Below are 22,354 nucleotides of genomic sequence, written 5' to 3'. Positions count from 1 at the left end.
GCTCCTACCTCAGGCGTCGATACCGAGGTTGATGACGGCGAGGTAGGAACCGTCCGACTGCTTCTCGACGGTCATGAGGCCGGTGTCGTCGTAGATGCCGTCACTGGCGTTGTTCGTGTTGTTCTCACGACCGGTGTGCTCGCTGTACGGGGACTGCGAGTACACCTCGTCGAGAAGGGTCTCGTCGAAGAAGGTCTGCGACGTGAGGACCGTCTTCTTGTCGATGTGCACCTTGACGTGAATGTGAGTGGTGCGGCCCATGTACCAGCCGGGAAAGATCGTGGTGAACTGCGCGATGCCGTTTGCATCGGTGGTCTGGGCACCGCGCAGGTAGGTGCCGTCGTCGGTGGTGGCTGCTTCGGTGTCACCGAAGCTGTACGAACCGTCGGAGGTCTCACCGGAACCACCCATCCCGCCGCCCATCCCTCCGGGTGTGCCTGACGGAGGTTCGCCCATTCCACCCCCGGGTGCACCTGACGGAGGTTCGCCCATTCCGCCGGCCGGGGGAGTTCCGCCGCCGCCACCGCCGTTGGCGCTCAGGGATCCGGATTCGAAACCGGAGTACACGCCGCCGGCGTCGCAGTGCCAGATCTCGACGACGGCGTTGGAGACCGCGCCGATGCTGCCGTCGACGTTGCACTGGCTGTTGTCCTGCACGCGCATTGCCACCTGCAGTGTGGTGCCCGGACGGTCTTCGCGGATATCGCCGCGAATGGAGTCGACGTCGAACCAGTAGGGCCCCTGCGTCTCTTCCTTGCTCATGACGCACTGCGGCGCCTTGGCCAGAAGCGCGGTGACGGCATCGCCGGACGTGGCAGCGGCGGAAGTTCCGGACGCGGGTGTCGTCGACGCAGCCGCAGTTGAAGTCGTCGTGGCGGTGCCACTGTTACCGGAACACGCTGCGATGAGCCCGCCGAGACTGATGGTTCCGCCGAGGGCGAGGGCCCGTCGACGGCTCACGCGTAGCCGGCTTGCTTCGATGTCTTTGTTCACGCCGCTGTACCTCCATTGTGTGGGCTGTTGTCTCAATGGTGGACGGGCGGCCTGGTGCGGAACTGGTTATCCGCTGTGAACTTGCTGGGAGAGCATCTGGATGCTCGACGTGGCCCGCACGTAGACCTGTCCGCCGGCGTCGACGATGCGAGTTTCGATCAGCGCGAGCCTGCGCCCGGCACGAATCACGACGGCCTCGGCGCGCATGATCGGTCCACCGATGTCCGGCGAGCGCAGGAAGTCGATCTTGTGGTCGAGGACGCGATAGTCCTGATCGATGCTGGTCAGGGTTTGTGCTGCCAGGCCGGTAACCGCGTCGACCGCCGAGATCAAGACACCGCCCTGAACAGCGCCCAGTGGGTTGGCCATCCAGGTGACCGGGGCGAACTCGCCCACGACGGAACCCGGGGTCACGTCGACGACCGCAAGATCGAGGAGTCCGGCGAGCGGGCCGCGTTCGAGTTTGCCGTCGCGGATTCCTTCGACGACGTCGGATCCGGACAGCCCGCGCAGGTCGCTGGTCTTCTCCGGTACCGGGACGGGCAGTGGCTCACCCTCCACGTAGTCGTCGATTCCGACGACGGGAGGACGCGAGACCACCATGGCGCGGCCGGCCATCACTGCCAGGAGGGTGCCGTTGTCGTCGTGAAGTTGCCCGGATGCCAGGCCGACGCCGTCGTCGAGATGCACGAGTGTGCCGGTGGCACCGACGTCCGCGACGGCGGGGATGTCTGCGCCGGCACTGACCGTGACCTGCGCGAGTACGGACTGATGCCCGGAAGTCAGTCCCGAGTACACCGCGCCGCCCATGGCTCCGTCGATCATGACTCCGATGGAACCGAGCACGGTCTTGCCACGGTGATCGTGGAATCGCGGGCCGACGGACTGGGCGAAGCCCAGGTCCCCGGGCACAACCGACACGGCACGCACACCCATCAAGGTGTTGAGGGGATCAAGCTTCTTGACGGGCGCGGCGGAGTTGTCGATGCTCATCCGTCGAGTATCTCCAGCGCGCACAGTCCGGCCGAGACCGGGTCTCAACCTCCGATACGGGAATGCATTTCCCAGACGAGGACTTCGGCCCCGGCGTCGGAGGTCAGTTGCTGCCCACCCGAATCGCTCAACCGGACGGCATCGCCCTCGTACAGTGTGCCGACACCCTCCATCTCGGCGGTGCCCTGCGCGACGAAGACATGCAGGAACGGTGCGCTGGGAAGATGAACGGAGGTGCCGGGCAGAATGCGAGCGACGTGCATGGCAGCGTTCTTGTTGTTGATGCGAATCGCCGAATGATCCTTGTAACGGTCCATTCCGGAGGCGACCGGGATCAGACCGCCGCGCAGCAGTTCGTCGTCGATCTCGAGTTGCTCGTACCCGGGTGTGAGTCCGCCTTCGTCCGGTACCACCCACATCTGCACGAAATGTACGGGGTCGGAATGCTGTTCGCCGCCGAGGCGCCACGAATCGTTCTTCTCGCTGTGCATGATTCCGGTGCCGGCACTCATACGCTGGGCGAGTCCGGGATAGATGACGCCGCTGTGGCCGATGGAGTCCTGGTGCACGAGTGAACCGCGAAGCACCCACGTCACGATTTCCATGTCCTTGTGGGGGTGGGTGTCGAAGCCGGTTCCCGCCAGTACGGTGTCGTCGTTGTTCACGAGCAGCAGTCCGTGATGGGTGTTGTCCGGATCGTAGTGCTGTCCGAACGAGAACGAATGCTTCGAATCCAGCCAGGAGACGCGGGATTTCAAGCGATCACCGGAGCGGTGCACATCGATGTGCGGTGTCGTCCGTGGGGCCTGTGCTCGACCAGATGCCATGGCTCCTCCTTCTGTGCCACCGGGATCCACCACTGCCGGATCCACCACTACCGGCATCCACCCTACGACGAACCTGCTGTGTAGTCCGAGCATTGGGCGTACTCGGTGGTGTCGTCAGTTCGCCGACGCGTGCATCTCCCACACGAGTATCTCGGCATCGTCGATTCCCTGGACGAGGTGACCTCCAGTATCCTTGAGTCGCAACGAATCTCCCGCTCCGAGTAGTCCGACTCCCTCGACGTCGACGGTGCCGCGGGCAACGAACCCGTGCACGTACGGTGCGTCCGGTAGGAATACCGACCCGCCGGTCTCGAGGCGTGCAACATGAAGTGCCGCATGTTTGTTGTGCAGACTGATCGCGCTGTGATCGCGATGCGCGGGCATCCCCGACGCCAAGGTGATCAGGCCGCCACCGTCGAGTTCGGAATTGATGTCGAGTTCCTGATAACTCGGAGTGACTCCGGATTCGTCCGGCGGAATCCACATCTGGACGAGGTGAACGGGTTCGGTGACACGGGAGCCATCGGCCCGCCAGCGATCGTTGCGCTCGGAGTGCAGGATTCCGGAGCCGGCGCTCATTCTCTGTGCGAGGCCACGATGGATGACACCGGAGTGCCCGGCGGAATCCTGGTGAACCAGCGATCCGCTGAGCACCCACGTCACGATCTCGGTGTCGCGGTGCTGATGGGTGTCGAAACCGGAGTCGGCTTCGATGATGTCGTCGTTGTTCACCAACAGAAGTCCGTGCGCGTACGCGGCGTGATCGAAGTTTCCCGCGAAGGGGAAACTGTGACGCGCCGTGAGCCAGCCGTAGTCGAGGTGCCTACGTTCGTCCGCTCGTTGGACGACCGTCGACGACATGTCAGCTCAGCTTCTCGTGTGCTGCCGGGATGGATCCTAGGCGTCCGGCCTGGAAGTCCTCGAAAGCCTGCATGACCTCGGACTTGGTGTTCATGACGAACGGTCCGGCCATGGCGATCGGCTCGCGGATCGGCTTGCCGCCGAGGACGAAGACCTCGAGGGATTCGGTCCGTGAATCCTGGCGATCGGAAGCAGCGACGGTGATGGAGTCACCGCGTCCGAAGACAGCCGTCTGCCCGGTTCGAATGGGTCGACGCTCGGCTCCGACCGTTCCTTCGCCGGCGAGCACGTAGACGATGGCGTTGAACTCGGGGTTCCAGGGAAGAGTCAGGCTCGCACCCGGGGCGACAGTGGTGTGGGAGAGCGCGATGGGCGTGTAGGTCGATCCGGGTCCGGCGTGGCCGGCGATGTCTCCGGCGATGACGCGTACCAGGGCTCCGCCGTCCGACGAGGAAAGCAGGGCCACCTTGTTGCCGGTGATGTCCTGGTACCGCGGCGCTGCCATCTTGTTGTCGCGGGGCAGGTTGACCCACAGTTGGACGCCGTGGAACAGGCCACCACTGACGACGAGGTGCTCCGGCGGAGTTTCGATGTGGAGGATGCCGCCGCCGGCGGTCATCCACTGGGTGTCGCCGCCGCCGATCACACCGCCGCCGCCGTTGGAGTCCTGGTGCTCCATGATGCCGTCGATCATGTACGTGACGGTTTCGAAGCCGCGGTGCGGGTGCCACGGAGTGCCCTTGGGCTCTCCGGGGGCGTAGTTGACTTCACCCATCTGGTCCATGTGGATGAAGGGATCGAGAGCGGAGAGGTCGATGCCCGCGAAGGCGCGGTGAACGGGAAAGCCTTCACCTTCGTATCCGACCGGTGCGGTGGTGATGCTCTTGACGGGGCGGTCGACTGCTGACTCTGCCGGCTCGTCGAGACGGGGCAGGGCCAAGATGTTCTCGACTGTCACAGCAGGCATGTCGTACTCCTTGTATCCGTGAAGCTGATGTCAGGTAGTTGATTGTTCAACTATCTCATCAGGAGTCAACAAAGTCGAGCCCCGGGTATTCCCGGGGCTCGACTGGTGTTCGGATCAGCCTGTTGTCTGGATCAGCGCAACATGCTGCCTAGGGTCTTTGCAGCCGCCATGACCTCGGCGCCCAGCGCTGCTTGGTCCTCGGAGTCGAAGACGGAAATTCCGAGGCTGGAGATGGCGTCGCGGCGTCGGCCGGGGATCACTGCCGAGATTCCCAGGACGGACGGGATGACTTCGCCGACGGTCACTGCGTAGCCGCGAGCACGGGCGGCCGTCACTTCCTCTCGTTCCCCGCTCGTCGGCGGGAGTGAAGCAAGGATGGAAAGCCCGGCGGAGCCGCGGTCGATCGGATCGACCTGCCCTGGATGAAACGCGACGTGAACCTTGGCGCTGCGCGGCTCGACCACCATCAGTGCGCGCACTTCGGTGGCGCTCTCGCGGACCACCAGGTGCGCGGTCGCCTCGGTGGCCTCGGCGAGTTCTTGAAGTATCGGGCGGGCGAGAGTGCGCAAATCCTGTTCCACCGGTTCGGCGAGGGTGACCAGGCCGGCGCCGAGAGTGACGCGCTTGAAGGAGTCCTTGCGACACAGGTGATGTGCCTCGAGTGTTCGAATCAACCGATGGGCGACGGTTCGGTGGACTCCCACTCCGTCGGCGATGTCGGTGACCGAAAGGCCATGCGGGTAGGACGTCAGGAGTTCCAAGATCTCGAGTCCGTGGTGCAGCGTTTTCGACATGCTGGAGTCCACTTGAACTGCACTTTTGCGCGGTCGGTGTTCCTCGCTCAGCTCTGACATCAAATCCCTTTCTTGACGTTTGTGAGGTATGCCACCTACGCTTTGAACATATCGCACAGTGTGTGCGATTATCGCACACTTTACGGAGCTGCACAACCTTCGGGCAGATGCAGCGCAGCGTGTTCGGAGAGAACCTTCATGAGCAACTATCGCGTCGTGGCAACGGAGGATGTTGTCGCAATCCATCAGCTGTACGGCCATCAGAGTCATTGCATAGACTCTGGGCGCCACCAGGATTGGGCGCAGACATTCACCGACAACGGTGAATTTCATTCCCCCAGTTATCCGGAACCCGTGGTCGGTTTCGACGACCTTGCAGCGTTCGCTGCTCGCTTCTACGCTGCGGCGGAAGCCGTCGACGAGGTGCATCGGCATGTTGTGACGAACGTCGTCGTCGAAGCGGTGGGCGACAGTGCCCTCGCAGTGAACGGGTACCTGCAGATCGTTGCCACAGCGCGCGGCGGCGAGTCGCGACTGGTGCGGATGACGACTGTTGCTGATCGCATGGTTCAGGTCGGTGAGGAATGGAAGATCGCCCGCCGCACCGTCTCCCGAGACGACGCACCTCGAGTGTCCGAACAAGTCTGAAGTACCGAAAAGTTTCTTGCACAACAATATTCAGTAGGAGAAGTACATCATGACCGAAAGCTCTGACCAGACGAACCCGGGCCGTACCGTTGTGACGCAGATGTCGGCGGTGTACCCGGAGTTGGCAGGCAAGGTCGCAGTGGTGACCGGCGCGGCCCAGGGTATGGGTGCGACGTTCGCCGAAGGACTGGCAACACGCGGCGTACACGTCGTCGGTGCTGACATCAACGAAGAGCAGATGCTCGCCACGGCCGCACGAATCAACACGGACCTGGAATCGAATGCACTGGCGGACAAGCCGGGTCGCGTCGTCGGAGCTCGGGTCGACGTCACCAAGCCCGACGAGCACGAACTGCTTGCGCAGTTGGCGTTGAAGGAGTTCGGCAGGGTCGATTTCTGGATCAACAATGCGGGTATCTTCCCGTTCGCGCTGGCTGAGGAGATCACCCCGGAGCAGATCGGCGCAACGCTGAGTGTCAATGTCGAAGGAGTGCTCTACGGCGCTCAGGCGGCGGCGCGCCACCTCGGTCCCGGCGGCGCCATCGTCAACATGTCCTCGGTATCTGCACTGCGGGTGCGGAAGGGGAGAGGCGCATACTGCACGTCGAAAGCCGCCGTCGCGCACCTCACGGAGTCTCTCGCAGTGGAGTTCGGTGACAAGGGTATTCGGGTGAACTCCATCGCGCCCGGCTACATCGACACGGCGATGACGAAGTGGGTTCAGGAAGATCCGATCGCACTCGCGAACGCACTCGACGCGGTGCCGCTGCATCGTCTGGGCTCGCCCGAAGAGGTCTTCGGACCGCTGCTGTTCCTGCTCTCGGACAGCGCGCGTTACGTCACCGGGCACAGCATTGCGGTCGACGGTGGTTCGCGGCATGTCTGAGTCCATGACATACCCCGGCGTCGTTCTCGTCACCGGCGGTGCTGCCGGGATGGGAGCGCACCACGCACGGACCCTCGCGGCCCGTGGTTCGCACGTCTGCATCGCCGATGTTTCCGATTCATCCGGCGTGGTCGACGACATCGTCTCGGCCGGTGGATCAGCTTCGGCTCATCTCCTCGACGTCACCGATGCCGAAGCTTGGGTCCGGGTCGTCGACGAAATTCGCACTACTCGTGGAGAACTCGGCGGACTGGTCAACAACGCCGGCATCTCGCGGCGGCTCGAATTCATGGACACCCCGAACGACATCTGGGAACTGACCATGAAGATCAACCTCTTCGGCCCGTTCTACGGTATGAAGGCGGTGGCACCGCTGATGCGTGAGAGTGGCGGTGGATCGATCGTCAACATCTCGTCCATTGCCGGTCAGATCGGATACTTTTCTCCGGCTTACTCGTCGAGCAAGTGGGGTCTGACCGGTCTGTCGAAGTCGGCCGCAGGCAATTTCGCGCAGTGGGGGATTCGCGTCAACTCTGTGCACCCGGGACTGGTCGGCACAGCGCTGCTCGGCGGCGCAAACGACTTCGTCGCCGCATCACTGAAGTCGGTTCCCTTCGGACGCATGGGAACTCTCGACGAGATCACCGAAGCAGTGCTGTTCCTGCTCTCGAACAGTTCGACCTACACCACCGGTACGGAACTCACTGTCGACGGCGGGTTGGTGTCGAACGGTCTTTACCACCGCATCATCGCGGAGACTGGAGAACTTTCATGACCGAGCACTGGGACGTCGTTGTCATCGGCGGCGGTGGAGCAGGCCTCGCCGCTGCGGTGTCCGCAGCTGAAGAAGGCGCATCCGTTCTGCTGTTCGAGTCCGAAACCGAACTCGGTGGATCCACTGCGCTGTCGGCCGGAATCTTCACGGCCGCCGGAACAAGCGTGCAGGCCGGCCTCGGCGTCGACGACTCGGCGGAGAAGTTCTTCCAGCACTACATGGACCTCAACCAGTGGATGCTCTCACCCGGGCTGATTCGTGCGTTCTGCGAAAACGCCGGTCCGACACTGGAATGGCTGATCGGACTCGGCGTCGAGGTTCCCGCGGCGATCTCGGGCAACGCACACCAGCCGGGGCTCGCGCAGGCCGGCGTCGAGGACGTCTGGCGCGGCCACGTGCCCAAGGATCAGGGATACGGACTGATTCAGGTGCTCGACAAAGCGCGTCGTAAGCACGGCATCGAGGTCATCTTCGGGACGCGAGTACAGAAGTTGATGGAGGAAGACGGTCGGGTTGTCGGTGTTGTCGCCGACGACATCGAGGTACCTGCGGGCGCCGTCGTTGTTGCATCCGGTGGATTCGCGCAAGATCCGGGGTTGGTCAAGCGCCACTTCCCGGACGCGAACAAGGCCGGAGACTCACTGTTCGTCGTCGCAGCCGAGGGGAGCCGCGGAGACCATCTTCGTTTTGCCGAAGACCTCGGTGCTTCCGTAGTGGGCGACGGATGGGGCCTGATGCTGCCCACCGTCTACTTCCAACGATTCCATCACTGGCAGGCCGGTTTTCCGCCGAAGTCGCGGATCTACGTCAACCAGGACGGCCGTCGATTCATGGACGAGGACAGCTCGTACGCGGTCTCGACCGGCATCATCGACCATCAGGGTGGATACGGTTGGATGATCTTCGACGAGAACGCTCGCGTGAATCTGGCTCCGGGATATGCGGATTGGAATCCCGAACGTATCGAGGAAGAAGTCGCCGCCGGTGGCACGATTCGCGCGGACACGATCGAAGACCTCGCAGTGGCGACGGGTGTTCCGGTTACGACGTTGACGCAAACCCTGCGTCGATGGAACGAGCAATTGCCCAGCGGTCACGACGACGACTTCCTCCGCCATCGCACGCTGCGTAACAAGGGCGCCGTCGGCAACCCGGATCCTATTGCGGCAGCTCCGTTCTATGCCGCGAAAATCCTTCCGGCAGAGCTCGTCTGCACGCACGCGGGAATGGAGATCAACACCGATGCGGCCGTGCTCGGCAGCACCGGAGTACCTATCGAGGGTCTGTACGCCGCGGGTGAGGCCGGCGCCGGAATCCTCGGACTGAGATACGTGGGTGGCGGCAATGCAGTTGCCAACGCTTTGACCATGGGCCGCGTAGCGGGACGTAATGCGGCGAACTACACAAGGACCAGCGCTGACAGCGCACCGGTCCATTCCATCGCGCACTCCTGACGTCCGACGTCTGCGCGGCACCGAATCCAGTCAGTATCCAATCCAGGCAGGGAACAACATGTCAGAGAATGAGACCATGGCGAGAGCCGAATCCACCGAGGGCAGCAGCGTGGCAACCGAACGACAGTCGACGACGAAGGTAATTCGCGCGGCCATCGTCGGTACCGTCGTCGAGTACTACGACTTCGGTATCTACGGATACATGGCCACCACCATCGCCGCGCTGTTCTTCGTCTCCCACGACCCGAATGCGGCACTGCTCGGTACCTTTGCAGCATTTGCCGTGGCCTTCTTCCTACGCGTGCCCGGCGGAATCTTCTTCGGCCACATCGGCGACAAGTACGGCCGAAAGAATGCTCTCTCCTGGACCATCCTTCTGATGGTTCTGGCGACAGCGGGCATGGGCTTGCTGCCGACGTACGCCACGCTGGGTGTGTGGGCCACGTCCATCCTCGTTCTGGCTCGTTGCCTTCAGGGCTTCGCGGCAGGCGGTGAACTCGGAGGCGCCAACGCGTTCGTCTCCGAGTCCGCTCCCAAGCGGTGGCGTGCCACACAGACGTCGATGGTCAACACCGGCACCTACCTGGGTTCGCTGGCAGCTTCGCTCATGGCGCTCGGCCTGACCTCGGTGTTCTCGCAGGAGCAGATCCTCGAATGGGCGTGGCGTATCCCGTTCCTGCTCAGCCTGCTGATCGGTGGCATCGGTATCTGGATCCGTAGCCAGATGGAAGACACTCCTCAGTTCGAAGAACTGCAGGACAAGGGTGAGACCAAGAAGCTGCCCATCCGGGAACTGCTCAGCACCTCCGGTGGCAGCGTCGTCAAGATCATCCTGCTGGGCGCACTCATCACCGGCGGTTACTACATCGCCTCGGTGTACGCCGCGACCTACCTGCAGACCACGGGCGGTCATTCGTCACGGGTTGCGTTCCTTTCCACTTCTCTTGCACTGGTTCTCGGCGTCATCACCTTGCCGATCTCGGGATACATGGCAGACAAGTACGGGCGTCGACCGGTGCTGTTCGCCGGTAGTGCCGCCGCAGTGGTTCTCGGAATCCCGATGTTCATGATGATGGCCGGTTCTGGTATCTGGCAGGCGGTAGTCGGTCAGTCTGTTCTCTTCATCTGCGTTTCCGTTGTCAACGGTGCTTCGTACGTGACCTATGTCGAAATGCTGAAAGCATCTGTGCGATACAGCGGTCTGGCATTGGGTAACAACGTCACCAACATGTTCCTCGGTGGCACCGCGCCATTCATCGCCACCTATCTCATCAGCTTGACCGGTAACTCTCTCGCCCCGGCCGGATACTTCGTGTTCTGTGCCGTGATCACCCTCGTCACGGTCTTCTTCATCAAGGAGACCAAGGGTGTCGAACTGCAGGTTGATTGATCACCTCGTGAGAACAGGAGCCTGACCGTGTCCCTCGCTGACAAGCAAGAAATCACCGAAGTTCTGTATCGCTACGCTCGGGCCGTCGATCGGAAGGATTTCGACAGCGTAGCTCTCTGCTACTTCGACGACGCGATAGACAACCACGGTGGTTACATCGGAACCGTCGACGGGCTCATCGAAGACATGAAGCTCAGACACAAGACGATCGACTCGTCGATTCACTGCATCTCCAACGTACTGATCGACGTCAACGGCGATGTCGCTCAGTGCGAGTCGTACTGCTTGTGCTTCCTCCGTCAGGAGCGTTCCGGTTCGGAGTCGGTGCAGACGCTTGCGACGATCAAGTGCCGTTACGTCGACAGGTTCGAAAGGCGCCGTGGTGAGTGGCGAATCGCCGATCGCATCGTCGTGTTCGACGAGTCCCGTGAAGACGTGATCGAGAACGTCTTGCCCACGGACTGGGTGACACAACGTCGATCGTTCGACGACCCGGTCTTTACCAGAACTCCCTGACCGGCCATGCAGACGAAAGGCCTTCACACACATCGTGTGTGAAGGCCTTTCGTCTGTTCACTGCTCGGATCAGCCCGCTGCCTCCGGTGCGGCGACCTCGGTCAAACGGCTGTCCGAGAGCCTCAGCCAGCGTTCGACCTTCACTTCGGCCAGGAATCTCTCGTCGTGGCTGACCACCACGAACGCCCCCTGGTACGCGTTCAGGGCGCTTTCGAGTTGCGCGACGCTCACCAAGTCGAGGTTGTTGGTCGGCTCGTCGAGAAGAAGCAGTTGCGGGGCCGGATCGGCGAAGAGCACGCACGCCAACGTAGCCCGCAATCGTTCACCGCCCGAGAGCGCAGCGACGGGTAGGTGAGCACCCGCACCCCGAAAGAGAAAGCGCGCCAGGATGTTCATGCGTTCTGGTGCTGGAAGTCCCGGAGCGGACAATGCAAAGTTCTCTGCGACCGTCTGCGCGGGGTCGAGAAGGTCGAGCCTCTGCGACAGGTATGCCACTCGACCGTCGGCTCGTTTGACCTCACCGGAAGTCGGCGCCACATCGCCGTCGACGATGCGTAATAACGTCGACTTTCCGACGCCGTTCGGCCCGGTCAACGCGATGCGCTCCGGTCCTCGAATGGCCAGGTCAATGCCGGGGTCGGTGAAGATCGCACGATCGCCGAACGCGAATTGCATTCGCTCACCAAGGAACACCATGCGTCCGGCGGGTACGTGAGTGCCTGGCAATTCGAGTGAAATCGTCTGGTCGTCTCGAAGAGCGCGGCCGGCTTGATCGAGCCGGTCCTTCGCCGCGTCGACCCGGGCGAGGTGTGTCTCGTTGGCCTTGCCGGCCGACTCCTGAGCATTGCGCTTCATGGTCCCCGCAAAGATCTTGGGCAAGCCCGCGTTTCCGAGATTGCGGGCGGCGTTACTTGCGCGTCGTGAAGCGCGTTCTCGGGCCTGCTGCAGTTCGCGCTTCTCGCGCTTGACCTCTTGCTCGGCGTTGCGGATGTTCTTCTCCGCCACTTCGCGAGCAGAGCGTGCCGCGGCTTCGTAGTCGGTGAAATTGCCACCGTAGAAGCTGATCTCGCCGCTGTGAAGTTCGGCGATGCGGTCCATACGGTCGAGTAGTCCTCGATCGTGACTGACGACCAACAGACAACCATTCCAGTCGTCGAGAACGTCGTAAAGCCTGCGGCGCGCGTCCAGGTCGAGGTTGTTGGTGGGTTCGTCGAGGAGAAGGACATCGGGGCGTCGCAGGAGTTGAGCTGCCAGTCCGAGCGAGACGACCTGCCCGCCGCTCAGAGTGTCGAGGCGACGATCGAACGTCATGTCGGCCAAACCGAGTCGACCGAGTTGGGCTCGCGTTCGTTCCTCGATATCCCAGTCGGACCCGATTGTCGTGAAGTGTTCTTCTCGTGTGTCCCCGGATTCGACTGCGTCCAACGCAGCGAGCGTCGGGGCGATGCCCAAGACCTCGGCAACGGTCAGATCGCCCGTCAGTGGCAGGTCCTGCGGAAGGTATCCGAGAACGCCGTCGACGGACACACTGCCGGCGCGTGGGCGCAGTTGGCCGGCGATCAATCTGAGCAGAGTGCTTTTCCCGACGCCGTTCTGGGCGACCAGCCCGGTTCGGCCACCGGGCACGGAGAAGGACAATTCGTCGAAGACCGGAGTGTCGTCCGGCCAGGCAAAAGACAGATTCGAGCAAACGATGTAGGTATCGGACATGAATAGACCTCAGGTGTCGTGCGGGCGCGGCTACGCTGCTCCGCAAAAAGTCGGGTGAGTGAACGACAACATGGCCACGACGGCAGCGCTCGAGGCGTCTGCCGGTGGCCGTCATGCCCGGTTTTATCCGGAGATGTCGAGTTCACCAACCATGTCTGATCCTTTGTGGTCTGTGTCGTTTCATCCGACGATAACAGGAGCCGGTATCTACATACGAGCAATACCGGCGCAGAGAAGTTCGACCAGTCTTCGATACACCCGATCCGGGTCGGTGCCGGCCGGTTGTCCCTCGACCGATTCGAGGATGCAGAAGCCGTGCAGCGCGCTGCGAAGAGACCACGCCGCCTGCTCCGAATCATCCGGGCTCAGACCGTATCCCGCGATCACCTTGTCGATGACGTCGACCACCTCGCCGACGGCGGAGACCAGATCGGGATGCGGAGCAGTGGGGTAGCGGTCGGTGATGGCGTAGAGACCGGGGTGCACTCGGACGAAAGCACGCCATGCGTCCGCGAGCGCCATGACGGCGTCGTCGCGCGAGAGACCGACCGCGGCAGCGCGCAGTTGTTCGGCGAGAAGGTTGCGTGCGAGGAGGCTGAGTTGATGGTGGACGTCGTCGACCCCGTCGACGTGTTTGTACAGGGCTGACTGCCGGACGTCGAGGGTCTCGGCGAGTTGACTCAGTACCAGAGCGTCAGCGCCTTTGCTGTCGACCAGGTCGGCTGCGGCAGCGATCACGCGTTCACGGGTCACCGGAGTTCTCATGCACGCATCTTCCCCGTATGACGGTCCCCGTGCGGGTGATACATTATCACCATGAGTGATGAGGTATCGCCGCGCGAGCTGTCCGGCGGTCAACTACGCCGTCGTGACCTGCGCGTAGTCGTCGCCGGAGCATGCATCCTCGGGTTGACCTCGGTGCTCTACGAACTCTCGGGAGTGTCTCCGTCGACGGGTGCATTCTTTCGGTGTCTCTATGCGCTCATCCCTCTCGGCGTGCTCGTGCTCGTCCAGCGCCGCCGGTCACCACGACCGTCGACGGCAACGCCCTGGATCGTGAAGTCTCTACTCGCCGGCGCTTTCCTCGGAATCGATCTGGTGCTCTGGCACGAGTCGATTCATTCGATCGGGGCCGGTCTTTCGACTGTGATACTGAACCTGCAGGTGCTGTTCGTCGCAATCCTCGGCTATGTTGTTCTGCGCCAACGGATCGGCCGAGAACTGGTCGCCAGCCTTCCGTTGCTCTTTGTCGGAGTTGCTCTGGTAGCCGGGACGAGCACGACGCTCACGGGATCGAATCCCGCTGTCGGAGTGTCGTTTGCCGTGATTGCCGCAGGTGCCTACGCGGTCTACATCTTCCTGATGGGTCTGGCTACTCGGGCGGCGGGTAGAACGGCTCTGCCGATGTTCGTCTCGACGGGAGCTACTGCCCTCACCGCAGGTGCATACGGCCTCGTGAGTGGAACCTTGGATCTGACGCCTTCGCTCGCAGCTCAAGGCTGGCTTGTGCTGCTCGCGTTGGTGTCTCAGGTGATCGGGTGGCTGCTGGTGGCCAGTGCCAGTCAGCGTCTGCCTGCCAGTGCAGTCGCCGCCAGCCTTGTGTTGCAATCTGCGTCGGCGATGGTGTTCGGCGCGGTGCTGCTCGCGCAGACCCCAACTCTCGTCCAACTCGCGGGTGCCGGAATGATTTTGGCCGGAGTGGTTGTGGCGACGCGGATGCCCGCGAAGAAGTCCTCGACGACTGTTGTCGGAAAACGAATGGAGACAAGCGTATGACTACGGCGGCTGACCACATCTACATCAACGGCGACTTCAGGCCCATGGACGGAGCGGTCGGCGAAAACCCGACCGCTGTGGCGGTCAAGGACGGCCGATTCGTTGCCCTCGGAACTGATGCCGAGATCTCGGCGCTGACCGATTCGGGCACTTCCGTTGTCGATCTCGCCGGCGCGGTGGTTGTGCCGGGGTTCATCGAGACTCATCTACATCCGATGATGTGGGGTTTGATGCTCAGTGGGGTCGACGCAACGACAAGTGCGTGCCCGACCGTCGAGAAGTTGATCACGGCGTTGGCTGCGCGGGCCGCGATCACACCAGTCGGTGAGCCGATCGAAGCGTGGGGCTTCGACGACAGCCTCGTGGCGGAAGATCGAGGTCTGACCGCGGCTGATCTGGACAAGGCTTCCACCGAGCATCCGATTCTGCTGCGGCACTTGTCTGCTCATGGGATCTACGTCAACTCGGTTGCACTGGAGAAGGCCGGGATCGATTCCGCAACGGTCGATCCGGAGGGCGGTGTCATCGTTCGCGACAGTGACGGTGTACCCACTGGTGAACTGTGCGAGGTTCCGGCAATGTCTCTGGTGCACGGCCTTGTTCCGGAGATGAACCCGGATGCGTCCAAGATCGCGATGCTGCGGGCGCAGGAAGTCATGGCGTCGGTGGGCGTGACGAGCTTCCACGACATGTATGTCACGGCCGAGATGTACGAGGCGTACCGGCAACTCGATGCCGATGGTGATCTGCGTCTGCGTGCGCGTCTCTATCTCGGTCACGGAGTGCACGATCAGTTGGGCGAACTCGCCGATCCGACGACCCGAGTCCAGGTGGGTGGCGTCAAACTCATTTCGGACGGGTCGATTCAGTTGCACACCGCTGCGCTGACCGAGCCGTACTACGATCTGGATGGATGCCACTGCGGCGGAATGGCAATCCCGGCAGGCGCACTCGGGGCGCTCGTCGAGGAGCATCACGCTGCCGGGCGACAGGTTGCGATTCATACCAATGGTGATCAGGCCATCGATTTCGCACTGGACGCAATTGCCGCGGCGCGGGCAGCGCACCGGGGCGTCGAGGTTTCACATCGACTCGAGCACGTTCAGACGTTGCGGGAGGATCAGATCGCGCGGATGGTCGAACTCGGGGTGGTGGCGTCGATCTTCGTGAACCACGTCTACTACTGGGGAGACCGGCACCGTGATCGGTTCCTCGGACCGGGTCGCGGCGAGCGGATCAGCCCCGTGGCTTCGGTCGTGGCGGCCGGGCTTGCCTACGCGCTGCATTGCGACTGTCCTGTCACTCCTGTGAACCCGCTCTTCACGATGAACACCGCCGTACACCGTGTGACGCGAGAAGGTCATGTTCTGGGTGCAGATCAACGGGTGTCCACGTCCGACGCGCTGGCCGGCTACACAAGCGCTGCTGCTCGTCTCACCGGTGAGTCATCGGACAAAGGTCGGATAGCGGTGGGACTTTTGGCGGATTTTGTTGTGCTCGACGGAGATCCGTTGCACAGCGCTGCCGGGGAGTTGAACGAACTATCGGTTCTGCGCACGGTTGTCGGCGGTGAGACCGTCTTCGAGGCGTAGGGCGTTCGCCTTAGTTGTTGCTCGATTGTCGCTGCTTTTGAAGCAGGGGCAATCGAGCGATTCCTAAAACAGACCAAAAGTTTGTAGAACCTGTTTCAGTTGATTTTCGGGCGGCGAGGACCATCCGGTCGAAAGTTACTTCAGCAAACGGGTTGCAACAAAGCGCAGCGACTTTCCAATGGTCCAGGTGAGAGGCGATTCTGTAGTCAAGTTCAGGTTTCAACAATCTTCTGGACATTCGACCAGCTTTTCGCCAAAAATTCCTGATACGTGTGGTAAAAATTTAAACGACGCAAGCGGACGTCGACAGCACGAGAGAGGAATGGCCCGTTCGTGAGAACGGCTCGCAATCTTTCCGCAACACGCTCTCGCTCTGCACTTACCGCTACGACCCCTCACTGACCACGGATGAACGAAACCCTCTGCCCGTACCAGGGCGCACGTGACTGGATCCGACCAGCTTTCTCACCCTGCAAGCTCCCCGCCACGGGGACCAGACGAAATGAGTGTTCTCCATGAACAAGGCAACCAAGGGCGCAGTCGCGGCCGGTGCAGCAGCACTTCTCCTCGCCGGTGGCGCGGGAACCATGGCGGCGTGGAATGCAAACGCACCGATGACCGGCGGAACGATCACCGCAGGTCATCTGACTCTCAGCGCTGACCCCTCTGCTCTGCCGAGTTGGACCGTCACCAATGGGGCAACAACGGAAACCAATGTCGACATCGCGACCTATCGCGTTTCTCCCGGTGACAAGATCACCTACACAGGCAAGGTAAAGGTCGGTATCGACGGTAAGAATCTCAAGGCTCAAGTTGTTGCTGACACGACCACGATTACCGGCTCGTTGGCTACTGCCCTGACAACCACGACCTCGACCACCCTCGCTGGGCAGCCGCTCACTCAGCTGACTGAAGCCAACGACGGCACGACAGTTGACGTTGTGGTGACCTTCGACTTCCCCAAGGGCACAGTGTTGCCTGACAACACAGCCAACAACGCCAGTCAGGACCAGTCGGCAAGCTTGGCGAACTTCAACGTCAAGCTTGAACAGGTCTAAGGCTTGCGTAAGCACTATCGTTGGTGGGCAACCGCCGCCGCGCTGGTCATCGGACTGATCTTCGTATCGGTGCAGCAGACCAGCGCGCGGTGGACGGCCGCTGAAACACTGTCCGGTGGCACGATCCAGTCCGGGATCCTCGACCTGACGGTGGGCAGTGCCGGTAGCGGCCAGAGCAGTTACGACTTCACTGCTCTGGGCGCTACCGGTATGTTCCCCAACGCATATGCACAGGCTCCGTTGACAGTTCACAACTCCGGTAGCGTTCCACTCATTTATCGGATCCAGAACGTCACGCAGTCTTCCGCTGATGTTCCGCTCTCACTCGCGGTGACGCCGGTGACTTCCGAAGCTGGCTGCCCTGCCCAAGGTGCAGCTTCCGGCACCGCGATCTACGACGGGCCCATGGTCGGTGCTCAGGTACCGACAGCTCCAGGATGGCGCACGGTCGCTGCCGGCGGTACCGATATCTTGTGCCTGCGTGGCACTGTCGGTCCTGACGTTGCTTCTGGTGTCTCCACGAGTGTGCACTTCTCATTCGAAGCGGAGTCGGTATGACGCACGCAGTGAAGGGTTCTGATCAGAGAACCGGCGCGTGGTGGTGGATCCGCAATATCGTCTCGTGGGCTCTGCTGCTGGGTGTTCTGGCGATTCTGGTGTCGACAGTCGTTGTTCCACGTTTGACGGGGTCGACGCCCTTCACTGTGTTGACCGGTTCGATGCAGCCCACCTATCCACCCGGCACCCTTATCGTGGTGAAACCGCAGGACGCTGCCCAATTGCAGGCAGGTGATGCGATCACCTACCAAATCGAGTCGGGGAAGCCCGATGTGGTTACGCACCGAATCACGATGGTGCGACTCAACTCCGCCGGTGATCTCACCTTCGTCACACAAGGCGATGCAAATCCGATAGCGGATCATAATCCCGTTGTACCGGAGCAGATTCGCGGCAAGGTGTGGTACAGCGTGCCGTATATCGGATACGTGTACAACGCCATCACAGGGCAGATGCGCTCGGTGATGCTGACGGTTGTCGTCGGCGGATTGTCGATCTATGCCGTGTTCATGTTCGTCGGATCGGTCCGTGACCGTACCCGGCGGCGATCTGCGTCTGCAGACCCCCAACCTTCCGAACCGAGTGCGTCGGCGCCTCGAGTTGAGCAGCAAGAAAGGCACAGCCATGTCTAAGCACGAGGAGCAGCAGGCGCCCGCCTCGCTCGGTACACGTCTGGTCCGGGGCGCAACCAGCGGTCGCGCACGCGCGTTCATGTCCGCGGGAATTGTCCTGGGCCTCGGCGCCGTAGGTACTCTTGCTGCGTGGACTGACAACGCTACAGCGACTTCCGGTGTATTCAGCACCGGTTCGATCGAGATGAAGCTCAACGGCGACCCGGGAGATCCAACTGCTTACGGCTTCACTGCGTTGACCAAGACTGGCATGATGCCGGGCGACAGTGTCACAGCAACTCTGCCGGTACAGAACACTGGCGCGGCACAGTTCAAATACACCATGGCAGCAACCGCAACAGGCGAGGCCGCGCTTGCCCCCTTCATGAAGGTGACTGTTCTCGATCAGAGTTGCACAACCCCGATTGCCGGCCCGGTCGGCTTGTCGACGACTGCCGCGACTCCGATCATCACAACAGGCCGTCAGTTGGCTGCGAATACAGGTTCTGAGACTCTGTGCTTCAAGGTTGCTCTCGATACGGGAGTGCTTTCGGCACAACAGAACAAGTCGATCAATGTTTCGTTCCAGTTCGCGGCGACGACGGCCTGAGGTGACCATGTCTGATCACACAACTCCCGGCAGTTCGAGATCGGCACGTGCTGGTCGCGAACTCGCTCTGACAATAGGGGCGGTGGCTGGACTCATCTGTGTTCTCGCCGCCGCGGCATCGATGCTGTTCGGCATCAAGCCGCTCGTCTTCCGTTCGGGTTCGATGTCTCCCGAAATCACCACTGGTTCCTTGGCATTGGCCCGTACCGTGCCCGCCACCGACCTCGCAGTGGGCGACGTCGTAAGCGTCGTCAACGGACAAGGCACGCGCATCACACACCGCGTGTACGAACTTGACCAGCAGGCCGGCAACTCTGTCACGGTGACTCTCAAGGGTGACGCAAATGCCAAGCCTGACGTGGAGCCCTACTTCATCACCGAAGCTGACCGCATCTTCTACAGTGTCGGGGGTCTGGGCTACGCAGTTGCCTGGCTCTCCAGTCCACTCGCGCTCTTCCTCGGTGGTGCGCTGGTCGGCGGACTGGTGGTCATTGCCTTCCGGCCCAACTCTCGCAGCAAGGATACGGATGACGGTCCGAGCGGAGGAATTGGCAGCGTGGACACGGAAGCCGCTGCAACGATGGAATTTCCGATGGTTTCGTCGAGCAGCGGGACAGGCGGATATCCCTCGGCGTTCTCGCTGCGAAAGTTTGCAATTCTCGGTGTTTCGGCATTTGCACTGATCGGTGTCACGCAGGTTAGTGGCACCGCAGCGGCTTTCACAGACACCGCGGTCGCAACGAGTGGTGCCATGACCGTGAGCGGGAAGATCAATCCCGCAACGAGCAGCGTCAGTTGCACGACAAACGGCATTGGTGGCTCTCAATCATCCACCGTCAAGTGGAGTCACATAGGTCCCCAATACCGCTACGAGGCACGTTACTACAACGGAAACTCGTTGATGAAAACGTGGGGATACGACCCGGGTGTTGGTGCCGCAGTAGGAACCCAGGTTTCATCCACTATCTACTACACAGACGCTGGTTACAGCGTTTTCAACTCGTATACGTACACGCTTCGCATCTACACGATCAATCGAATTACGGGCGAGTCTTCAACGGACTGGCGAGGGTGGAACCTACGCCAACCTGCGTCTCAGACAAGCATTTACTGCCAAGGTGAGGCAGGCTCGATCGCCGGCGCGGCTGTCGCTGAAACTGAGCAGCTTGCTCGCGGAGTTGCACCGACAACCACGACGGCTGCCGAGACCACCACGTCCAGTACGCCGGCAACGACAGGCACGTCGACGACGGCTCCCACTACGGCTGACGTGACAACCACGACCGGTCCCACCACAACAACGGAGACCTCGACCAGCACTACGACTCAGTCGACAACTCCGACAACGACAACGGATGCAACGACGACAATCAGCACGACCACGAAGGAAGCGCCGGTGGCATTGGGTGCGGCGGAAACGTCGCTGACGGGCTACAGCGCAACATTGATGCAGGACGGCGCCAGCGTCGCCGTGGTGGTCACGGACAGTTCGGGTGCAGAGGTGTCGAGCACGCCGGTGAGTGCTACCGCAACGGCGATGTGGCAGTCCGACGCAGATGAGCTGTGGATCGTGGACGGCGCCAACGTGTATCGAGTCAATGCCGTAACGGGTGTTTCGGAGAAGAACCCCTCCGGCGAAGCTCCCGCAGAGATCGCTGCCTGGATCGACGGGCAGAAGTGATGCATACAGAAGAGACGGAATTCGGGGACGGGAGAGTTCGGATGAATGACCGCATCGTTCCCGCAAGTCGATGGAATGCGCGACGTACCAAAATGATCGGCGTATCGCTGGTCATGCTCGGCGGAGCAGCCTTCCTGACTGGCTGTGCTGATACCGGCTCGTTGGGTTCGTCCGGCGGTGGCAAGCCCACCACGACTACGTCCGTTCCGGCTACAACTACCCCTGTCGTGACTACTCCGGTCGAATCCGGTTCGTTGGCGCTGAAAACCGTCGCCGCGCCAACATGGACGGACCAGAACGGTCCGATCGACCTGTCGACCATGGTTGTCGTCCCGGGCGATATTCTGACCTATCACGCCAGTTTCGCGTTGGAGATCAAGGGAACTGAAATGAAGGCGAAGTTGTCGACCAGTGATCTGGGGGTCTCCGGGGGAGCTGCGCTGGTTGCCCAGCTGAAGCCGGTCACCGAAGTCAAGCTCGACGGGGTGCCAGTGCCTGTCGGTGCCGACGGAACTGTGGTCAGTACGTCGAAGGACGGCAAGATCGTCGACGTGACAATACGTTTCACCTTCGACAAGGATGCCGCGACAGCGTTGTCGATGGATCAGTCGTTGAACTTGGCGCGATTCGACGTGAACCTGGTGCAGATTCCTGCATGATGTCGGTGCGGGCAGCACGAGCGCTGTAGCTGTTCAGAAGTGAGGCCGGGTAGCAGATCTGCTACCCGGCCTCACTTTGTGAGTTGTTGTAGGGGTTGCTTATCCGATGTATGTGACCGGATTGCCGAGCGACCCGACATCAAGCGATCCGGAGCTGACAGATCCAGTCTTCACTGATCCGGTGTCGAGTGAACCGAAGCTCGCCGAGCCGAAGTCAGCCGAACCGAAGCTCAGGGAACCGAAATCGAGTGATCCGGTTCCTTCGGGCGTGACAGGGGTATCGGTGGAATCGAGCGTGAGGTCCACGCTCCAATTCGGCGTGATACTGCCGTTCTGCGAGGAATTCCCTGCCTCGAAGGGCATTCCGATGACGAAGGCAACCTTGGCGCTTTCGCCCGGTGCTAGGCGGACCGAGTTCAACTGGGTCCCCGGTGTGGCGACATTGCCGGTAACGGTGAGCGGATTGCCGGCAGCGCCGTTTACGTCGACACGAAGGAATGCTTCCATGCCGTCGCTGATTTTGTAATCTCCGACGTAGAAGTGTGCTTCACCTGCGCGGTCCGATGCGTTTCGGACGTGGAATGTGGTTGTGTTGGTCCCACCGGGGATGAGTATGTCTGTGCTCCAAAGGATTTTGGATGTATCCCCCCAGGTCGAGTTGTCGGCGGAGTACTCGAGGATTCCGCTCTCACCATCTGCGGCATGAGCGAGCGACGGCATCAGTGCTCCACCCATTAGTGCAAGTACGAGGGCTGTGAGTATCCCTATGGCTGTGCTCCAGAGCACGCCAGGCCACTGAAATGAGTAACTGATAGTTTTCATACCTCCGAATTCTAGTCGGACGAACGTCCAAGCGTCAGGAGTTGCGAGAGTTATCGGTATGTTGTACAACAATTTTCGAAAGTTCGATCATTCAAACACGTGAGAGCTGAAAAGAAACTGTGGCCGGAGCTGATGTGGCAGGCAGATTGGGAGCGCGAATAGCTGGTCGATCG

Annotated in this window: 23 protein-coding genes; 14 read left to right on the top strand and 9 right to left on the bottom strand. The window is 61.4% G+C overall.

From position 1 onward, the window contains the following. Window positions 1-9: 9 nt before the first annotated feature. The 6 genes from I7X09_RS10315 to I7X09_RS10290 all read right to left on the bottom strand — a co-directional run bounded on the left by I7X09_RS10315 (window position 10) and on the right by I7X09_RS10290 (window position 5,495). Window positions 10-993, bottom strand: coding sequence for an intradiol ring-cleavage dioxygenase (locus tag I7X09_RS10315; protein WP_200316660.1), 984 nt, complete (start codon window positions 991-993; stop codon window positions 10-12). A 66-nt stretch (window positions 994-1,059) separates the two neighbouring features. Further along, window positions 1,060-1,986 carry a PaaI family thioesterase gene (locus tag I7X09_RS10310; RefSeq protein WP_124567760.1) on the bottom strand — a complete coding sequence of 309 codons (927 nt, stop codon included), beginning with the start codon at window positions 1,984-1,986 and terminating at the stop codon, window positions 1,060-1,062. A 44-nt stretch (window positions 1,987-2,030) separates the two neighbouring features. After that, window positions 2,031-2,813 (bottom strand): pirin family protein, encoded by a 783-nt coding sequence (locus I7X09_RS10305; protein ID WP_095968860.1) that lies wholly within the window; start codon window positions 2,811-2,813, stop codon window positions 2,031-2,033. Window positions 2,814-2,927: 114 nt separating this feature from the next. After that, window positions 2,928-3,674: a pirin family protein gene (locus I7X09_RS10300; RefSeq protein WP_200316658.1), complete on the bottom strand. Its 747-nt coding sequence runs from the start codon at window positions 3,672-3,674 to the stop codon at window positions 2,928-2,930. Between the two features lies 1 nt (window position 3,675). Beyond that, window positions 3,676-4,641: a pirin family protein gene (locus I7X09_RS10295; RefSeq protein ID WP_200316649.1), complete on the bottom strand. Its 966-nt coding sequence runs from the start codon at window positions 4,639-4,641 to the stop codon at window positions 3,676-3,678. 131 nt (window positions 4,642-4,772) lie between these two features. After that, the gene (locus I7X09_RS10290) at window positions 4,773-5,495 is read right to left on the bottom strand and encodes an IclR family transcriptional regulator (RefSeq protein WP_200316647.1); all 723 of its coding nucleotides are present in this window, start codon (window positions 5,493-5,495) and stop codon (window positions 4,773-4,775) included. A 138-nt stretch (window positions 5,496-5,633) separates the two neighbouring features. Between I7X09_RS10290 and I7X09_RS10285 the strand changes: the two genes are divergently transcribed. The 6 genes from I7X09_RS10285 to I7X09_RS10260 all read left to right on the top strand — a co-directional run bounded on the left by I7X09_RS10285 (window position 5,634) and on the right by I7X09_RS10260 (window position 11,104). After that, a complete protein-coding gene (locus I7X09_RS10285) occupies window positions 5,634-6,083 on the top strand; it encodes a nuclear transport factor 2 family protein (RefSeq protein ID WP_200316645.1) in 450 nt (149 codons plus the stop codon). Between the two features lie 49 nt (window positions 6,084-6,132). Continuing rightward, window positions 6,133-6,969 (top strand): SDR family NAD(P)-dependent oxidoreductase, encoded by an 837-nt coding sequence (locus I7X09_RS10280; RefSeq protein WP_007731420.1) that lies wholly within the window; start codon window positions 6,133-6,135, stop codon window positions 6,967-6,969. Continuing rightward, window positions 6,962-7,744: an SDR family NAD(P)-dependent oxidoreductase gene (locus I7X09_RS10275; RefSeq protein WP_124567757.1), complete on the top strand. Its 783-nt coding sequence runs from the start codon at window positions 6,962-6,964 to the stop codon at window positions 7,742-7,744. The genes I7X09_RS10280 and I7X09_RS10275 overlap by 8 nt, the downstream gene beginning before the upstream one ends. Continuing rightward, a complete protein-coding gene (locus I7X09_RS10270) occupies window positions 7,741-9,198 on the top strand; it encodes an FAD-dependent oxidoreductase (protein ID WP_200316643.1) in 1,458 nt (485 codons plus the stop codon). The genes I7X09_RS10275 and I7X09_RS10270 overlap by 4 nt, the downstream gene beginning before the upstream one ends. A 76-nt stretch (window positions 9,199-9,274) precedes the next feature. After that, window positions 9,275-10,588: an MFS transporter gene (locus I7X09_RS10265; protein ID WP_007731424.1), complete on the top strand. Its 1,314-nt coding sequence runs from the start codon at window positions 9,275-9,277 to the stop codon at window positions 10,586-10,588. Window positions 10,589-10,615: 27 nt separating this feature from the next. After that, entirely contained in the window at window positions 10,616-11,104 is a 489-nt protein-coding gene (locus tag I7X09_RS10260; RefSeq protein ID WP_095968581.1) for a nuclear transport factor 2 family protein, read from the top strand. A 69-nt stretch (window positions 11,105-11,173) separates the two neighbouring features. Here I7X09_RS10260 and I7X09_RS10255 read toward each other — a convergent pair whose 3' ends face one another. Together I7X09_RS10255 and I7X09_RS10250 are read right to left on the bottom strand one after the other, a co-directional pair. Beyond that, the gene (locus I7X09_RS10255; RefSeq protein WP_200316641.1) at window positions 11,174-12,814 is read right to left on the bottom strand and encodes an ABC-F family ATP-binding cassette domain-containing protein; all 1,641 of its coding nucleotides are present in this window, start codon (window positions 12,812-12,814) and stop codon (window positions 11,174-11,176) included. Between the two features lie 207 nt (window positions 12,815-13,021). Then, entirely contained in the window at window positions 13,022-13,579 is a 558-nt protein-coding gene (locus I7X09_RS10250; RefSeq protein WP_200316639.1) for a TetR/AcrR family transcriptional regulator, read from the bottom strand. 51 nt (window positions 13,580-13,630) lie between these two features. Here I7X09_RS10250 and I7X09_RS10245 point away from each other — a divergent pair, with 51 nt between their 5' ends. The 8 genes from I7X09_RS10245 (at window position 13,631) to I7X09_RS10210 (ending at window position 21,359) form a co-directional block, all read left to right on the top strand. Continuing rightward, window positions 13,631-14,590 carry a DMT family transporter gene (locus tag I7X09_RS10245; RefSeq protein WP_124567754.1) on the top strand — a complete coding sequence of 320 codons (960 nt, stop codon included), beginning with the start codon at window positions 13,631-13,633 and terminating at the stop codon, window positions 14,588-14,590. Then, window positions 14,587-16,182, top strand: a complete 1,596-nt coding sequence (locus I7X09_RS10240; RefSeq protein ID WP_200316637.1) for an amidohydrolase — start codon at window positions 14,587-14,589, stop codon at window positions 16,180-16,182. Before I7X09_RS10245 ends, I7X09_RS10240 begins: the two co-directional genes overlap by 4 nt. Window positions 16,183-16,697: 515 nt before the next feature. After that, window positions 16,698-17,240 (top strand): alternate-type signal peptide domain-containing protein, encoded by a 543-nt coding sequence (locus I7X09_RS10235; protein ID WP_200316635.1) that lies wholly within the window; start codon window positions 16,698-16,700, stop codon window positions 17,238-17,240. A 3-nt stretch (window positions 17,241-17,243) separates the two neighbouring features. Then, on the top strand, window positions 17,244-17,798 hold the full coding sequence (locus I7X09_RS10230; RefSeq protein ID WP_124567752.1) for a hypothetical protein: 555 nt from the start codon (window positions 17,244-17,246) through the stop codon (window positions 17,796-17,798). Continuing rightward, complete coding sequence (locus I7X09_RS10225) at window positions 17,795-18,430, top strand: signal peptidase I (protein ID WP_095968588.1); 636 nt, start codon at window positions 17,795-17,797, stop codon at window positions 18,428-18,430. The genes I7X09_RS10230 and I7X09_RS10225 overlap by 4 nt, the downstream gene beginning before the upstream one ends. After that, the gene (locus tag I7X09_RS10220) at window positions 18,423-19,019 is read left to right on the top strand and encodes a SipW-dependent-type signal peptide-containing protein (protein WP_200316633.1); all 597 of its coding nucleotides are present in this window, start codon (window positions 18,423-18,425) and stop codon (window positions 19,017-19,019) included. The genes I7X09_RS10225 and I7X09_RS10220 overlap by 8 nt, the downstream gene beginning before the upstream one ends. A gap of 82 nt (window positions 19,020-19,101) precedes the next feature. Next, window positions 19,102-20,700: a signal peptidase I gene (locus I7X09_RS10215; RefSeq protein WP_234036875.1), complete on the top strand. Its 1,599-nt coding sequence runs from the start codon at window positions 19,102-19,104 to the stop codon at window positions 20,698-20,700. Window positions 20,701-20,741: 41 nt separating this feature from the next. Then, window positions 20,742-21,359: an alternate-type signal peptide domain-containing protein gene (locus I7X09_RS10210; protein ID WP_200316629.1), complete on the top strand. Its 618-nt coding sequence runs from the start codon at window positions 20,742-20,744 to the stop codon at window positions 21,357-21,359. Between the two features lie 99 nt (window positions 21,360-21,458). Here the strand turns inward: I7X09_RS10210 and I7X09_RS10205 are convergent, their stop codons facing one another. After that, the gene (locus tag I7X09_RS10205; RefSeq protein WP_200316627.1) at window positions 21,459-22,079 is read right to left on the bottom strand and encodes a hypothetical protein; all 621 of its coding nucleotides are present in this window, start codon (window positions 22,077-22,079) and stop codon (window positions 21,459-21,461) included. Window positions 22,080-22,354: the final 275 nt, after the last annotated feature.

The organism is Rhodococcus sp. P-2 (assembly GCF_016598535.1).
Taxonomy (GTDB): Bacteria; Actinomycetota; Actinomycetes; order Mycobacteriales; family Mycobacteriaceae; genus Rhodococcus_F; species Rhodococcus_F baikonurensis.
Note: the sequence above shows the minus strand (reverse complement) of the source record. Positions and strands in the feature narration are given on the sequence as shown.

What these genes read in the sequence shown, in the direction of transcription:
- I7X09_RS10310 (WP_124567760.1), bottom strand. Translation starts at nt 1,986, where the DNA reads ATGAGCATCGACAACTCCGCCGCGCCCGTCAAGAAGCTTGATCCCCTC.
- I7X09_RS10290 (WP_200316647.1), bottom strand. Translation starts at nt 5,495, where the DNA reads ATGTCAGAGCTGAGCGAGGAACACCGACCGCGCAAAAGTGCAGTTCAA.
- I7X09_RS10240 (WP_200316637.1), top strand. Translation starts at nt 14,587, where the DNA reads ATGACTACGGCGGCTGACCACATCTACATCAACGGCGACTTCAGGCCC.
- I7X09_RS10300 (WP_200316658.1), bottom strand. Translation starts at nt 3,674, where the DNA reads ATGTCGTCGACGGTCGTCCAACGAGCGGACGAACGTAGGCACCTCGAC.
- I7X09_RS10305 (WP_095968860.1), bottom strand. Translation starts at nt 2,813, where the DNA reads ATGGCATCTGGTCGAGCACAGGCCCCACGGACGACACCGCACATCGAT.
- I7X09_RS10280 (WP_007731420.1), top strand. Translation starts at nt 6,133, where the DNA reads ATGACCGAAAGCTCTGACCAGACGAACCCGGGCCGTACCGTTGTGACG.
- I7X09_RS10295 (WP_200316649.1), bottom strand. Translation starts at nt 4,641, where the DNA reads ATGCCTGCTGTGACAGTCGAGAACATCTTGGCCCTGCCCCGTCTCGAC.
- I7X09_RS10245 (WP_124567754.1), top strand. Translation starts at nt 13,631, where the DNA reads ATGAGTGATGAGGTATCGCCGCGCGAGCTGTCCGGCGGTCAACTACGC.
- I7X09_RS10220 (WP_200316633.1), top strand. Translation starts at nt 18,423, where the DNA reads ATGTCTAAGCACGAGGAGCAGCAGGCGCCCGCCTCGCTCGGTACACGT.
- I7X09_RS10265 (WP_007731424.1), top strand. Translation starts at nt 9,275, where the DNA reads ATGGCGAGAGCCGAATCCACCGAGGGCAGCAGCGTGGCAACCGAACGA.
- I7X09_RS10225 (WP_095968588.1), top strand. Translation starts at nt 17,795, where the DNA reads ATGACGCACGCAGTGAAGGGTTCTGATCAGAGAACCGGCGCGTGGTGG.
- I7X09_RS10205 (WP_200316627.1), bottom strand. Translation starts at nt 22,079, where the DNA reads ATGCCGTCGCTCGCTCATGCCGCAGATGGTGAGAGCGGAATCCTCGAG.
- I7X09_RS10250 (WP_200316639.1), bottom strand. Translation starts at nt 13,579, where the DNA reads ATGAGAACTCCGGTGACCCGTGAACGCGTGATCGCTGCCGCAGCCGAC.
- I7X09_RS10270 (WP_200316643.1), top strand. Translation starts at nt 7,741, where the DNA reads ATGACCGAGCACTGGGACGTCGTTGTCATCGGCGGCGGTGGAGCAGGC.
- I7X09_RS10210 (WP_200316629.1), top strand. Translation starts at nt 20,742, where the DNA reads ATGAATGACCGCATCGTTCCCGCAAGTCGATGGAATGCGCGACGTACC.
- I7X09_RS10255 (WP_200316641.1), bottom strand. Translation starts at nt 12,814, where the DNA reads ATGTCCGATACCTACATCGTTTGCTCGAATCTGTCTTTTGCCTGGCCG.
- I7X09_RS10235 (WP_200316635.1), top strand. Translation starts at nt 16,698, where the DNA reads ATGAACAAGGCAACCAAGGGCGCAGTCGCGGCCGGTGCAGCAGCACTT.
- I7X09_RS10285 (WP_200316645.1), top strand. Translation starts at nt 5,634, where the DNA reads ATGAGCAACTATCGCGTCGTGGCAACGGAGGATGTTGTCGCAATCCAT.
- I7X09_RS10275 (WP_124567757.1), top strand. Translation starts at nt 6,962, where the DNA reads ATGTCTGAGTCCATGACATACCCCGGCGTCGTTCTCGTCACCGGCGGT.